The 13,714-nt window shown below is 66.4% G+C and carries 12 protein-coding genes; 5 read left to right on the forward strand and 7 right to left on the reverse strand.

Going from position 1 to position 13,714, the window contains the following annotated elements:
• Positions 1-90 precede the first annotated feature (90 nt).
• The gene (locus B1C78_RS12340) at positions 91-963 is read left to right on the forward strand and encodes a fructosamine kinase family protein (protein WP_077279474.1); all 873 of its coding nucleotides are present in this window, start codon (positions 91-93) and stop codon (positions 961-963) included.
• A 170-nt stretch (positions 964-1,133) separates the two neighbouring features.
• On the opposite strand, the gene B1C78_RS12345 is transcribed toward B1C78_RS12340, so the two are convergent.
• From B1C78_RS12345 to B1C78_RS12360, 4 genes are all read right to left on the reverse strand, one after another.
• Positions 1,134-2,024: an NAD(P)-dependent oxidoreductase gene (locus B1C78_RS12345; protein ID WP_077279475.1), complete on the reverse strand. Its 891-nt coding sequence runs from the start codon at positions 2,022-2,024 to the stop codon at positions 1,134-1,136.
• Positions 2,025-2,102: 78 nt separating this feature from the next.
• Positions 2,103-2,660 carry a 16S rRNA (guanine(966)-N(2))-methyltransferase RsmD gene (gene rsmD, locus B1C78_RS12350; protein WP_245795420.1) on the reverse strand — a complete coding sequence of 186 codons (558 nt, stop codon included), beginning with the start codon at positions 2,658-2,660 and terminating at the stop codon, positions 2,103-2,105.
• Between the two features lie 305 nt (positions 2,661-2,965).
• Positions 2,966-4,285, reverse strand: a complete 1,320-nt coding sequence (locus B1C78_RS12355) for a M16 family metallopeptidase (RefSeq protein WP_077279477.1) — start codon at positions 4,283-4,285, stop codon at positions 2,966-2,968.
• Between the two features lie 108 nt (positions 4,286-4,393).
• Entirely contained in the window at positions 4,394-5,770 is a 1,377-nt protein-coding gene (locus tag B1C78_RS12360) for a M16 family metallopeptidase (RefSeq protein ID WP_077279478.1), read from the reverse strand.
• Positions 5,771-5,832: 62 nt separating this feature from the next.
• Here B1C78_RS12360 and ftsY point away from each other — a divergent pair, with 62 nt between their 5' ends.
• The 4 genes from ftsY (at position 5,833) to rpoH (ending at position 9,593) form a co-directional block, all read left to right on the forward strand.
• Positions 5,833-6,822 carry a signal recognition particle-docking protein FtsY gene (ftsY, locus tag B1C78_RS12365; RefSeq protein WP_077279479.1) on the forward strand — a complete coding sequence of 330 codons (990 nt, stop codon included), beginning with the start codon at positions 5,833-5,835 and terminating at the stop codon, positions 6,820-6,822.
• Between the two features lie 72 nt (positions 6,823-6,894).
• Positions 6,895-7,587 (forward strand): cell division ATP-binding protein FtsE, encoded by a 693-nt coding sequence (gene ftsE / locus B1C78_RS12370; RefSeq protein WP_077279480.1) that lies wholly within the window; start codon positions 6,895-6,897, stop codon positions 7,585-7,587.
• Positions 7,584-8,564: a permease-like cell division protein FtsX gene (gene ftsX, locus B1C78_RS12375; protein WP_077279481.1), complete on the forward strand. Its 981-nt coding sequence runs from the start codon at positions 7,584-7,586 to the stop codon at positions 8,562-8,564. Before ftsE ends, ftsX begins: the two co-directional genes overlap by 4 nt.
• A gap of 162 nt (positions 8,565-8,726) precedes the next feature.
• Positions 8,727-9,593: an RNA polymerase sigma factor RpoH gene (rpoH, locus tag B1C78_RS12380; protein WP_175628301.1), complete on the forward strand. Its 867-nt coding sequence runs from the start codon at positions 8,727-8,729 to the stop codon at positions 9,591-9,593.
• Between the two features lie 495 nt (positions 9,594-10,088).
• On the opposite strand, the gene ccoS is transcribed toward rpoH, so the two are convergent.
• Genes ccoS through B1C78_RS12395 form a run of 3 tightly spaced genes read right to left on the reverse strand, consistent with a single transcriptional unit; the run spans position 10,089 to position 13,648 of the window.
• Complete coding sequence (ccoS, locus tag B1C78_RS12385) at positions 10,089-10,289, reverse strand: cbb3-type cytochrome oxidase assembly protein CcoS (protein WP_077279482.1); 201 nt, start codon at positions 10,287-10,289, stop codon at positions 10,089-10,091.
• A 3-nt stretch (positions 10,290-10,292) separates the two neighbouring features.
• Complete coding sequence (locus B1C78_RS12390; RefSeq protein WP_077279483.1) at positions 10,293-12,830, reverse strand: heavy metal translocating P-type ATPase; 2,538 nt, start codon at positions 12,828-12,830, stop codon at positions 10,293-10,295.
• Positions 12,827-13,648, reverse strand: a complete 822-nt coding sequence (locus tag B1C78_RS12395; protein ID WP_077279484.1) for a FixH family protein — start codon at positions 13,646-13,648, stop codon at positions 12,827-12,829. Before B1C78_RS12395 ends, B1C78_RS12390 begins: the two co-directional genes overlap by 4 nt.
• Positions 13,649-13,714 lie beyond the last annotated feature (66 nt).

The raw sequence follows: 13,714 nt of genomic DNA on the forward strand, positions 1-13,714 counted from the left end.
GTCAATCCATGATGTCTACAACCGGCCCTGTCTGCCAGCAGCTCATCCCGGATGAACAACGTATTGAGAGATCACAGCTAGACTGTCCCCATGTCGACCCTGGAAACCTCGATCAGCGAAGCCACCGGCAAACCCTTCCGCCTGGACCGCGACCGCTCGGCCGGCGGAGGTTGCATCAACCAGGCATCCGTGATCACGGGCGCCGATGGCCGACGCTTCTTCGTGAAGTGGAACAGCGCGCGGCTGGCAGACATGTTCGCCGCGGAGGCCGAGGGGTTGGCGGCACTTGCCGAAGCGAAGGCCATTCGCGTCCCCGAAGCCGTGTGCCACGGCGTCGAGGGCGATCGCTGCTTCCTGGTCATGGAATTGCTGGAACTGGGCGGACGGTTGGACCCGGCACGCTTCGGAGAGGCGCTGGCACAGATGCACCGCCACACCGCCGAGCGCTTCGGCTGGCATCGGGACAACACCATCGGCGCCACACCCCAGGTCAACGACTGGCGTGACGACTGGATCGACTTCTGGCGCGAGCAGCGGCTGGGCTACCAGATCGACCTGGCGGCAGAACGCGGCTGCGGGCCTTCATTGGTGAATACGGTTCACGAAGTCATGGAGAGCCTGCCCGCATTCTTCGACGGCTACCGACCAGTGGCGTCCGTGCTGCACGGGGATTTGTGGAGCGGCAACTGGGATGCGGACGGGGACGGCAACCCGGTGATCTACGATCCGGCCGTGTATTTCGGCGACCGGGAGACGGATCTCGCCATGACGGAACTCTTCGGCGGACCGGGAAGCCGCTTCTACGACGGTTACCATGCAACCTGGCCCATCGACCCGGGGTACAGCGTGCGCAAGGACCTCTACAACCTCTACCACCTGCTCAACCACTTCAACCTGTTCGGCGGCGGCTATGCCGGGCAGTCTGAGCGGCTCGCCAGACGGTTGCTTGCCGAAGTTCGGTGAGCTTTTTTCTCACCTGGTGATTCAACGCGGAGGGCGCAGAGGCGCAGAGGACGCAGAGAGGTCTTGCTCAAAAATCCTTTGCGTTCTCTGCGCCTCTGCGCCCTCCGCGTCAGCAACCCGGCGGATGCGCTTCGCTCATATCCTTATCCTGTTCATCCCGAAAAATCCTGTTAATCCTGTCCATTCGCACTTTTCTCCGCGGCACCAATACCCAAATACAACGCGGAGTAGTCCTCGTCACCATGACCCCGGGCCATCACCCGCTCCAGGTTCTTCCGCACCGGCTCCAGCAGGCCCGCATCCACGCCCGCCTCCCTCGCGGCCAGCGCCACCAGGTTCACGTCCTTGAGCATGTGCTTCACGGGGAAGTTGGGGTTGGAGAAGTCGGACTTGAGCATGCGCTCCAGCTTCTTGTCGAAGGTGGGCGCATACAGCGCGCTCTCGCGCAGCATCTCCATGAACAGCTCCACGGATACGCCCTCCCGGCGTATCAGTGCGAGGCTCAGGGAGAAGGCGGTGGTCAGGCTGGCGATGAGCTGGTTGAAGGCGAGCTTCAGTGCGGCCGCCTGACCCACCGCGCCCACGTGCACGGGGTTCGGGCCGAAGGCGGTGAAGAATTCACGCCATTGCCCGAACTGCGTCGGCTGATCCGCCCCGACCATGACGAGCAGTTTGGAGGCCTTGGCTTCCGGGATGCTGCCCAGCACCGGCGCCTCCAGGTACGCGCCGCCGGCACTCACCACCGCATCGCGCACGGCGCGGCTTTCGTTGGGTGCGATGGTGCCCATCTGCATGACCGTGCGCCCTCCGATCACAGCGCGCGCCTCATCGGACAACAGGGTCGCCTCGATCGCGACGCGGTCGCTCAGCATGAGCACCACCACCTCGCTGGCATCGAGCACCGCAGCAGGGGAATCGCACCATCGGGCACCCGCATCGATCAGCGGCTGCGCCCGCTCGCGGGTGCGGTTGTGCACGTGCAGCGCGTGCCCCGCGCGCATCAGTGCCTCGCCCATGGGCACGCCCATCAGCCCGGTTCCCAAGAGTCCCACCTGTGTCATGCCTTGCTCCGTATTCAAAAAACATTTCTCTCGCGAAGGCGCAAAGCCGCGTTGGCGAGAGATCCTGCCTTTGCTCAGTCAGAAAGAAGGCGACTCAATCGGCCCGGTCAGGAGATGCGCGCTGTCGCCGGCGCGGCCTTCACGGGCAATCTCCCATCCATCGGGGAGCACCGGAGGTTCGCCCGAAGCGGCGTATTCCACGTAGACGCGGGCACCGGCGCGCAGGCAGTGCGCCTCGACGAGGGCCGCGAGGGACTTGTCCAGCAGGTCGCCCTGAAACGGCGGATCCAGGAAGACCAGGTCGAATGTCTCATCGCACCGGCGCAGGTAACGCAGCGCGTCGTCGGCAACCACCTCGATGCGATCCCCGGCCTCGAGCAGCTGCACCTGCTCCCGGAGATGGGTCGCCACCCTGGCGGCGGACTCCACCATCACCACGCGCGCGGCACCCCGCGAAGCCGCCTCGAAACCGAGACCGCCCGCACCCGCGAACAGGTCCAGACAACGGGCGCCGGGCACGACGCCCTGCAGCCAGTTGAACAGCGTCTCGCGCACCCGGTCCGGTGTGGGACGCAACCCGGCCGCGGACGGCACCGCGATACGCCGCCCCCGCCACGCCCCGGCCACAATACGCAAACGCCCCGGTGTTCCGGGGCGTGGTGCTGCGCTTTTGCCTTGGTGTCTCATGATGTCAAGGAAAACCCTTTTGCCACAGAGGTCACAGAGGTCACAGAGTAAATCAACCAAATGAAAGCGCTCCCGAAGACAAGGAGTCACACGTTCGGAGCTGTGCAAAGAATCTCTGGCGCATTCGTATCCTGGAGCGCGAATGGTTTTGCTGTTGCGGTTATTCCTCTGTGACCTCTGTGACCTCTGTGGCTGAAAATTCACTCATTACTATCCAACGCATTCACCCCTGACGCCTCTCACCTCTCGCCACCTCAATTCTCACCGCCCACGATGACGATGATCATGCGCTCCGGATCGAGGCGGCGCTGGAACGCTTCGTGAATCGCCTTCGCGTCCACCGCTTCCACTTTGCCGGTGTAAGCGTCCAGGTAGTCCAGGGGCAGTCCGTAGAAACCCATCAAGGCCAGGTTGTCCACCATGGCGCTGTTGGAGGCGGTACGCAGCGGGAAGCCGCCAGTGATGTTGCGCTGCGAGGCACGCAGCTGGTCGCGGGCCGGTCCGTTGTCACGAAATTCCGCCAGCGTGTTGCGCATCACCTGGATGGCCTCGTCGGCCTGGGCCCCCTGGGTCTGCACACCCATGATGAACGGACCATCGGCCTCCATGGGCACGAACTGGCTGTAGACGCTGTAGGCAAGACCGCGCCGGCTGCGCACCTCGTCGAACAGGCGCGAGGTGAAGCCGGAGCCGCCCAGCATGTGATTGCCCACGAAGAGCGCGTAGTAGTCGGGATCACCGCGGCGCATGCCGGGCTGTCCGATCAACACGTGGGCCTGCTCCGAGGGGAAGGCAACGCGGATCGTGCGACCCTCCTCGATGGGCGCCACCTCGGGCAGTTCGGCCGCCGGCCGACCCTCGGGCAGCGCGGCCGCGACACGCTCGGCGATCGCCTCGGCCGTGGCCCGATCCACGCCGCCCACCAGCACCAGCACCCCGTTGCGCGCCACGTAGAACTCACGATGGAAATCGCGTACCTGGTCCCGGGTGATTGCCTGAACGCTCTCCTCGGTGCCCAGGGGCGGCGAACCGTAGGGGTGATCGCCGAACACGGCCTCGAAGAACGTGCGCTGCGCCACGGAACCCGGGTTCTGGGCCTGGGACTCAAGGGCCACCAGGGTCTGGCGACGTGCCCGCTCCAGATCCCGCTCGGGGAAACGGGGCTCGCCCAGCACGGTGATGAAGGTGTCCAGCGCCGTGTCCAGCCAGTCCTCCTCGATCACCGAACGCAGGCTCACAAACGCCATGTCACGCAGCGCGCTGGCCCCGTACTGGGCGCCCACCGATTCGAAGCGCTCGGCGATGGTGTCCGCATCCCAGTCACCCGCACCCGCGTTCAGCAGGCCGTTGGTGAGCCGGGCCAGCCCCGCTGCGTCACCGTCACGGGCACTGCCGGCACGGAACACCACCCGCATATCCAGCATGGGCAGCGCCGGCGCCTCCATGAAGTACACCTTCAGCCCGTTCTCCGTCTCCCAGTGCTCGATGCCCGGATTTGCCTGCGCGATACCGGCAGACGAAAACAGCACCACCAGGAACCCGAGAACGAATCGTTTCAATTCACCCTGCCTCATGTATCTGCCTTGTCTCGCATGGTTAAGTATCCGGTGCCTCGTAACTCAATCTGAACCCCGAGCTGCAGGGTTTCTCCATTCAACCTTCATCCTTCAACCTTCATCCTTTCACCTCAAGTGCCCCTCGAAGTACCCCGGCGGGTCATCCGGATCGATGGGCAGCGGATCCAGCCACCCCACCGTGCGCTGATCGGTGTCGAAATAACGCTGGGCCACCGCCTGCACCTGCTCGGCGGTCACCGCGCGTACGCGGTCGGTGATCTCCTCCAGGGTGCGCCAGCCGAGACCCACCGTCTCCAGCGCGCCCAGCTGGTGCGCCTGGCCCTGCACGGAATCCAGCCGGTAGACCTCCCGGGCCACCACCTGGGCCTTGACCCGCTCCAGCTCGGCTTCGGACACCGGCTCCTCCTTGAGGCGCTCGAGGGCCTCGGTGAGCGCCGCCTCGGCGGCTTCCAGGGAGGTCCCGGAGGCCGGCGTTGCGCTCAGCGTGAACAAGTTGTCCAGGCGGGCGAAGGCGTTGTAACTGGCCCCTGCGCTTGAGACCAGTTCCCGCTCGCGCACCAGTTCGCGGGCGAAACGGGCGCTCTCGCCACCGTCAAGCACACCGGCCGCCACCAGCAGGGCGTAGGGCTCCCAATCCTCTTCGGCCGTCATCAGCACCGGCACCTTGTAGCCCATGAGCACCAGCGGCACCCGCGCCGGAGCGCGCACCACGACGCGGCGCTCGCCGCGCTGGCGCGTTTCCGTGCGTGGCTTGATGTCGGGCAGATTGCCGGCCCTGATGGGTCCGAAGTAGCGGCGCGCCATGCGGTGAACCTTGTCCGGATCCACGTCGCCCACCACCACCAGGACGGCGTTGTTGGGGTGATACCAGCGGTCGTACCACTCGCGCAGATCCGCCACGGTGTAGTGCTCGATGTCGGTCATCCAGCCGATGACGGGGATGCCGTACGGGCTGTTGAGCCAGGCAGTGGCATTGAAATGCTCGAACAGCAGCGCGTTGGGGTTATCGTCGGTGCGCAGCCGCCTTTCTTCCGCCACCACGCGCATCTCGGGCACGAACTCCTCCTTGAGCAGCGTGAGGTTGCGCATGCGATCGGCCTCGAGCTTGAGGGCGATCTCCAGGCGATCGGCCGCCAGGGTCTGGTGATAGGCCGTGAAGTCCCGGCTGGTGAAGGCATTTTCCCGCCCCCCCTGCTCGGCGATGATGCGCGAGAACTCCCCGGAGGGATACCGGGCCGTACCCTTGAACATCATGTGCTCCAGTGCATGGGAGATGCCGGTGATCCCGCCGTACTCGTGGGACGAGCCCACGCCGTACCAGACCTGGGAGGTCACCACGGGCGCCCGGTTGTCGGGCTTGACCAGCACCTTCATGCCGTTGGAAAGCACGTACTCGTGTACGCCGGAAGCGAACACGGGGGTGGCAAACAGGGCTGCTGAAAGGAACAGAAGGAAAAGGCTGGGCAAGGTGTAGTGCTTCATTTCCGCTTTCGTTTCCCGGTGGTAGGATGAGCGCTCTCGTGACTGCATAGACCCCGATATCCATGTTCGGTTTCAGAAAAAACCGCCCCGAGGGCGAGAATCCGCCCGGCGAGCCGGGGCGCGGCGAAGGCCTATTCTCCCGACTGCGCAAGGGATTGTCCAAGACCGGACAGTCGCTCACCGAGGGCATGGCGACCCTGGTGATGGGTCGCAAGGCCATCGACGATGAACTGCTCGAAGAGCTGGAAACCCGCCTGCTCATGGCCGACGTGGGCGTGGAGGCCACGCAGCGCATCCTGGACGGGCTGACCCGCCGGGTGGCGCGCAAGGAGCTCACTGACGCGCAGGCACTGCTGGCCGCCCTGCACGATTCCATGACGGAGATCCTGTCCGCCGTGGAGCGACCGCTGGAGGTGGAGGCCTCGCAAAAGCCTTTCGTCATCCTCGTGGTCGGGGTGAACGGCGCCGGCAAGACCACCACCATCGGCAAGCTGGCCAAGCGGCTGCAGGGCGAGGGCCGCAAGGTGATGTTGGCCGCGGGCGACACCTTTCGGGCGGCCGCCGTGGAGCAGCTGCAGGTGTGGGGGGAACGCAATGACATCCCCGTGATCGCCCAGGGCAAGGGCGCGGACTCCGCCTCGGTGATCTACGACGGCATCCAGGCCGCAAAGGCCCGGGGCATGGACGTGCTGATCGCCGACACCGCGGGCCGCCTGCACACCCAGAGCAATCTCATGGAGGAGATGAAGAAGGTGCGCCGGGTGATCCAGCGCCTGGACCCGGACGCCCCCCACGAGACGCTGCTGGTGGTGGACGCCGGCACCGGCCAGAACGCCCTGAACCAGGCCCGCGAATTTCACCAGGCCGTGCAGCTTTCGGGCATCGCCGTCACCAAGCTCGACGGCACCGCCAAGGGCGGCATCGTATTCGCCATGGCCGAGCGCATGGGTATACCGATAAGGTTCATCGGTGTGGGGGAGGGAATCGACGATCTGCGAACCTTCCGTGCCGATGAATTCGTCAAGGCGCTGCTGGATCAGGGTGAGGCGTGAGGTGACAGGCGTGAGGCGTAAACCAGCTTTCCCCCTTGTACCTTGTAACTTTGCCGTTGTACCTGCCTCTCCATGATTCAACTGCAGAACGTCGTCAAGCGTTACCCGGGGGGCCAGGAGGCGCTGTCCCAGGTGAGTCTGCGCATGGACGAGGGGGCCATGGCGTTCCTTACCGGGCACTCGGGGGCCGGCAAGAGCACGCTGCTGAAACTGATCGCGCTCATCGAGCGACCGACCCGCGGCCAGATCACGGTGAACGGCCAGCTGCTCAACCGGTTGCCGAAACGCAAGGTGCCCTACTTCCGGCGCGGCATCGGCATCATCTTCCAGGACCACCACCTGCTGCATGACCGCACGGTGTTCGACAACGTGGCGCTGCCGCTGGTGATCCTGGGCTACCGCCAAGCGGAGATCGCCCGGCGCGTGCGCGCCGCGCTGGACAAGGTGGGCCTGCTGCACAAGGAGCGGGCGCAGCCGGTCACCCTGTCCAGCGGGGAACAGCAGCGCGTGGGCATTGCCCGGGCGGTGGTGCACAAGCCGGCCATCCTGCTGGCGGACGAGCCCACCGGCAACCTGGACCCCGATCTCTCGCGGGAGATCATGAACCTGTTCATGCAGTTCAACCAGGTGGGTGTGACCACGCTCATCGCCAGCCACGACCTGGAGCTGATCTCCACGCTGCGCAAGCCCATCCTGCGCCTGGAGGCGGGCAAGCTCCTGGACACCGGGGCACCCCCCGTCGCACAGGCCGAGGCGCCGGCATGAAGGGCGCCGTGCGCACCCACCGGCGTGCCCGCACCGGCGGCGCGCCGCCCATCCACACCCGCTTCCAGGCCTGGGGCGTGAATCACGTGCAGGCCCTGGTGTTCAGCCTCGGGCGCCTGTATCGCAACCCCTTTGCCGCGGCCCTCACGCTCACCGTCATCGCCATCGCCCTGGCCCTGCCCAGCGGCCTGTGGCTCGCGCTCAAGAACCTGCAGGCGGCCAGCAGCGGCTGGGACCACGGGGCCCAGCTCTCGGTATTCGTGGATGACGCCGTGTCCGATGGGGATCTGCAGTCCCTGGCGGAGCGCATCACCGGCATGGCGGCCGTGGACAGCGCCCGGCCCGTGACCCGGGAGGATGCCCTGGCCGAGTTCCGCGCCCTGTCGGGCTTCGGCGAGGCCCTGGACCTGCTGGACCACAACCCCCTGCCCGCCCTGGTCCTGGTGACCCCGGCACCGGATCACCAGGGCCCGGAGCAGGTGCGATCCCTGGCCTCGGAACTGGAGGCGCTGGAGGGGGTGACGCAGGCCCAGGTGGATCTGCAGTGGGTGCAGCGGCTCCAGGCCATTCTGGAGATGACCCGAAGGGGGGTGGCCCTGGTGGCCGTGCTGCTGGCCCTGGGGGTTTTGCTGGTGGTGGGCAACACCATCCGGCTGGACATCCTCAACCGGCGCCGCGAGATCGAGGTGGCCAAGCTGGTGGGCGCCACCAACGGCTTCATCCGCCGTCCGTTCCTGTACGGCGGCCTCTGGCTGGGGCTGTTCGGGGGCCTGCTGGCGCTGATCATCGTGGGCGTGGGCCTGGTCCTGCTCAACGGCCCGGTGCAGCAGCTGGCGGCCCTGTACGGCAGTGATTTCCGCCTCGAAGGCCCCGGTTTCCGCGGCGCCCTGGGCCTGCTCGGTCTTGCCGTCGCCCTGGGCCTTGGTGGCTCCTGGATCGCGGTGGGGCGGCATTTGCGGGATATTGAGCCGCAGTAGCGGTGGTCAGTTGTCAGTGGTCAGTGGTCAGTGGTCAGTGGTCAGAACAACTGACAACTGACTACGGACACCGCCAAGGAACTTGGCGGCCCATTAGCACTCTAATGCCGCGAGTGCTAAAATCGCCGCAAATCGAGTGTTTCGGGGAGGTTTCTGACACCCATGACAAGCAAGGCGTTGATCAAGAGTGACCCGCATCTCGCGGTGCCGGTCGGGAGTCTGGACAGCTACATCCAGGCCATCACCCGGCTGCCCGTGCTGGACGCCGAAGAGGAAAAGCGCCTGGCGCGGCGCCTGCGCGACCGCCAGGACCTCGAGGCTGCCCGCAAGCTGGTCATGCACAATCTGCGCTTCGTGGTGCATATCGCCCGCGGCTACACCGGCTACGGGCTGAATCTCGGGGACCTGATCCAGGAGGGCAACATCGGCCTGATGAAGGCGGTCAAGCGCTTCGACCCCGAGATGAACGTGCGCCTGATCTCCTTTGCCGTGCACTGGATCCGGGCCGAGATCCACGAGTTCATCCTGCGCAACTGGCGCATCGTCAAGGTGGCCACCACCAAGGCCCAGCGCAAGCTGTTCTTCAACCTGCGCAGCGCCAAGCAGCGCCTGGGCTGGTTCAACAGCGAGGAGGTCAACGCGGTGGCCGACGATCTGGGAGTGACGCCCCAGCAGGTCCTGGAGATGGAGTCCCGTCTCGCCGGACAGGACGTGAGCTTCGACCCGGCCCCGACACGCAACGACGACGACGGCCCCATGCTGGCCCCCGCCGAGACCCTGGTGGACGAACACGGCGACCCGGCCGAGGCCCTGGAGAGCGAGGACTGGGCGTCCCATCACGAGGTGCGCCTGCACGCCGGCCTCCGGGCCCTGGACGACCGCAGCCGCGACATCGTGAGCCGGCGCTGGCTCACCGACCGCAAGGCCACCCTGCACGAGCTGGCCTCCGAGTACGGCATCTCCGCGGAGCGGGTGCGCCAGCTCGAGAGCAACGCCATGCGCAAGCTGCGCTCCAGCCTGGAGGCGTGAGGCGAGCGCTCAATCCGCGCAACGCCTTTTAAGAACACGAAGCAAAAAGACTGAAAGCAGGGTTCTCTCGCAAAGAGCGCCAAGTACGCCAAGAAAGTCGAGAGATACACAGCACTCGGCGAGCGGCGTGAACCCCAACTTGCACTGGTGGGATCGGGCACCGCACCCCCAAAACCGGATGTTCTTGAACAGGTCTTCTTGGCGTACTTGGCGCTCTTTGCGAGAGAAATGCTTTTTGCTTCGTTCCTGGAAAAACAAAAAAGCGGCCCTATGGCCGCTTTTTTCATGGACTGGTGATTGTCTCTCAGCCGCCAAACAGGATGACGGAGAAGAAGCTCAACCAGGACAGGATGATCAGGACGATGGTGATCGTCATGGGGAAGTTGTCGAAACTGAACATGTGCTCGGTCCTCTGCTCTGCTGGCGCATCCGGTGAACGGCCGGGCAATGCGTCAGGGCACATACCCGCTCGGAATTCGCGGCTATCCTAGTCAATCAGTCTTCGCGCTTCAAGTCATCCGGCTGCTCCCGACGCTCCGGGCGCGGGATCATGGGGTCGTCGTCATCCATGAGGATGCGGTGGGCGGGACCCTCCATGTCCTCGTACTGGCCGGACTTCACCGCCCAAAGGAAGGCGCCGATCACGAGGGCCAGGAAAACCATGCCCAGGGGTATCAGCAGGTACAGGATATCCATGGTCTATTCGAGCCTTTGGGCGCGCCCGGGTTCCCGGACGGTCTCGCCGCGGGGGCCTTCCTCCCGAAGCCGGAGCGAGTTCACCACCACGATCAGCGACGACAGCGACATGCCCAGGGCCGCCATCCACGGGGTCAGGATACCGCTGGCGGCCACGGGGAGGGCGATCACGTTGTAGCCGATCGCCCAGCGGATATTCTGGCGCACCACCCGCACCATGCGCCCGGCCAGCCCCAGTGCCGCCGGCAGCTGACCCAGACGGGTGCCGTACAGGATCATGTCCGCGCTGGCCTGGGCCAGCTGCGTCCCCTCGGCCATGGCGATGGACACGTGGGCACGGGCGAGCACGGGCGCATCGTTGATACCGTCGCCCACCATGGCCACCACGGCATCCGGCCGGGCCTGGATCGCTTCCAGTGCACGGAGCTTGCCGTCCGGATCCAGGCCGCCGCTGGCGGACTCGATGCCCACCCGGGCCGCCGTGTATTGCACGGTATCCGGATGATCCCCCGACAACAGATGCACCTTCAGACCCGCGTCCCGCAATGCGGCAATGCAGGCGGCCGCATCCTCGCGCAGCCGGTCCTCCAGCACGAACGCCGCCAGCGGCCCCGTCTCGTCACCGAGCAGGACCAGCGAGGCCGCGGGAAACCGTTTCGCCAGGGCCGCCATACGCTCGGACGGCCAGTCGCCCTGCACCGCCAGCTCCCGCACGAACGCGGCGCTCCCCATGCGATAGCGCCGGCCGTCCACCCGGCCCTCCATGCCCTGTCCCGGACTGGCCCGCTGATCGCTGAGCACACCGCCCGGGGTGCCGGCGCGCTGAAAGACCCTCGCCACCGGATGCTCCGACCCCTGCTCCAGCACGGCGGCGATGCCGAGGCAATATGCCTCGTCCCGATCCCCCAGCAGTTCCGTGTGCACCCGTTCCAGCTGCCCCTCGGTGAGTGTGCCGGTCTTGTCGAATACGATGTCGGTGGCCGCCGCCAGGGTCTCCAGGGCGTGGCCGCGGGTGACGAGCACGCCGCGCCCCGTCAGGCTACCAGTCGCGGCGGTCATGGCCACCGGCGTGGCCAGCGCCAGGGCACAGGGACAACTGACCACCAGCATGGCCACCATGACCCAGAAGGCGCGCGACGGGTCGATGCCGAACCACCACACGGCACCCACCAGCGCCGTCAGTATCAGCACGGCGGCGACGAAGGCCCCGGTGCCCCGCTCGGCCATTCGGGCCAGGCGCGGCTTTTCGGTCTGGGCGCGGTCCAGCAGCCGCTGGATGGCGGAGAGCATGGTGTCGGCACCCACCCGGTCCACGCGCATGACCAGGGGGCTCTCCACGTTGACCGTACCGCCGGTGAGCTCGTCGTCGGCGCCCCGCGCCCGGGGCAGACTCTCGCCGGTGAGCATGGCCTCATTCACGCTCGAGCGGCCTTCCAGAACGGTGCCGTCGGCAGGCACGGTATCGCCGGGTCGCACGCGCACCCGGTCGCCCGGGGCCAGGTCGGCCACCGGCACGGGTTCGTCGCCCTGCGGCGTGATGCGGATGGCCATGGCGGGCAGCAGCTTGCCCAGGGCCTCTGTGGCCTGCCCCGCGCGCTGGCGCGCCCCCATCTCCAGGTAGCGACCGGTGAGCAGGAAGAACACGAACATGGTGACCGACTCGAAGTACACCTCGCCGGTGCCGGTGATGGTCCCCCAGCCGCTGGCCAGGTACGTACTGCCGATGGCCAGTGCCACGGGCACGTCCATGCCCAGCTGGCGGTGCGAGAGATCCCGCCAGGCGCTGGTGAAGAAGGTGCTGCCCGCGTAGAGGACCACCGGCGTGGCGATGAGGAACGCCACCCAGCGCAGGAAGTGCATAAGGCCCTCGTAACCGGGATCGTCGCCGCCGATCCACAGCGCCACGGAGACCATCATGACCTGCATCATGCCGAGGCCGGCCACCGCCAGTCGGCGCAGGGCCGCCTGGCGTTCCCGGCGGAACACCTCCTCCTGCCGGCCCGGATCGAATGGATGGGCCCTGTAGCCGATCTCGCGGATCGCCTGGAGGATATCGCTGAGATGGATGCGGGCGTCGTCCCAGCGCAGCCGGGCGCGGTGGGTGGAATAGTTGACCGCGAACTCGAGCACGCCCGGCAGGGATTTCACGTGGCGCTCGTTGAGCCATACGCAGGCGGCGCAGACGATGCCTTCCAGGATGAGCGCGGCCTCGCGCACGGTGGTGCTGTCGTCCGCCTGCACGAAGCTCTGCTGCAGCTCGGGGCGATCGTAGAGGGACAGCTCCTCACGGAGCCGCTCGGGCATCGGGTCCGCGGGACCCTCGGGGGTTACGGTGCGGTGGCGGTAGTAGTCCTCGAGGCCCGCATCGACGATGGCCCGGGCCACGGCCTGGCAGCCGGGGCAGCACATGGCCCGCTGCGAACCTTCGATGGTGACCGGGTAGGAGGCGCCCGGCGGCACCGGCAGGCCGCAGTGAAAGCAGCCCTCGTCAGCGGTGTCCGGCGCCCCGGCGAGGGCCTCAGCGGAACGGGAGGTGTTCACCCTTCACGTACGGAGGTGACACCACGCTGTTCGTGCACGTCGCCGCCGTGCTCCACCCGCAGGCGGACCTCCCAGGCGCCGGGCAGATCCAGGGCCACCGGCGCCTGGTAGATACCCGGCTTCACCGCCTGCAGCCAGACGGTGCGGTCCTGGCGTTCATCGGACGGGCGCGCAAACCAGCCCTCCACCCGGGCGTCGGTCAGGGGCTCTCCTTCGGCATCGGTCACCTTCACCTGGAAGACGGTCTCCTGCCCAAGCTTCGGCCGGCCCAGCCAGCCCTGGCTCACCTGCCAGCCCCGGGCCTCCTGTTCGGCGAGCCGGTCAAGGTACTCGTTGAACAGCGGTTCCTTCTTGTAATAGTCGTTGGCCACGGTGCCCGGGAAATGGGAGGTCACGTGCTGCGCGCCGCTGCGCGGTTCCGGCAGGATGCGTCCCACCAGGTGACTCGGCATGCCGTGGTTGGCCAGCGAGATGATGGTGGCATCCACGGTGGCGATGACCAGGAAGAAAGCGACGATGGTGGCGGGCGCCCAGTGGAACCAGGATCCATTGCCCCGCTTTGTGCCGTGGCTCGACTCCCACTGGGAAGTGACGATACCCATGCCGTAGGGCGTGATGATGAACAGCGCCAGGTGAATGGCGAGCACGTCCATGCCCTGCCAGAAGATGATCTGCAGGGGGAAGAACACGCACAGCATGGCGACGATCACCACCAGCGAGACCTGGTAGCTGCGCAACTGCGTGAAGCGATAGATGAAGGCGAAGGCGAGGAACAGGATTGCCACGCCGCCGCCGAGGGTGATGACCAGATTGTCCACTGCAAAAACCTCCTCGCAGGGCTTCAGTTTAACGTGAATCCGGGCGACTAGGAGCCTGTCGGACTT

The organism is Thioalkalivibrio denitrificans (assembly GCF_002000365.1).
Taxonomy (GTDB): domain Bacteria; phylum Pseudomonadota; class Gammaproteobacteria; order Ectothiorhodospirales; family Ectothiorhodospiraceae; genus Thioalkalivibrio_A; species Thioalkalivibrio_A denitrificans.

Bases quoted from the DNA above. Each gene is read 5' to 3' on its own strand.
- B1C78_RS12340 (WP_077279474.1), top strand. From the start codon at position 91: ATGTCGACCCTGGAAACCTCGATCAGCGAAGCCACCGGCAAACCCTTC.
- B1C78_RS12345 (WP_077279475.1), bottom strand. From the start codon at position 2,024: ATGACACAGGTGGGACTCTTGGGAACCGGGCTGATGGGCGTGCCCATG.
- B1C78_RS12355 (WP_077279477.1), bottom strand. From the start codon at position 4,285: ATGAGGCAGGGTGAATTGAAACGATTCGTTCTCGGGTTCCTGGTGGTG.
- B1C78_RS12360 (WP_077279478.1), bottom strand. From the start codon at position 5,770: ATGAAGCACTACACCTTGCCCAGCCTTTTCCTTCTGTTCCTTTCAGCA.
- ftsY (WP_077279479.1), top strand. From the start codon at position 5,833: ATGTTCGGTTTCAGAAAAAACCGCCCCGAGGGCGAGAATCCGCCCGGC.
- ftsE (WP_077279480.1), top strand. From the start codon at position 6,895: ATGATTCAACTGCAGAACGTCGTCAAGCGTTACCCGGGGGGCCAGGAG.
- ftsX (WP_077279481.1), top strand. From the start codon at position 7,584: ATGAAGGGCGCCGTGCGCACCCACCGGCGTGCCCGCACCGGCGGCGCG.
- rpoH (WP_175628301.1), top strand. From the start codon at position 8,727: ATGACAAGCAAGGCGTTGATCAAGAGTGACCCGCATCTCGCGGTGCCG.
- ccoS (WP_077279482.1), bottom strand. From the start codon at position 10,289: ATGGATATCCTGTACCTGCTGATACCCCTGGGCATGGTTTTCCTGGCC.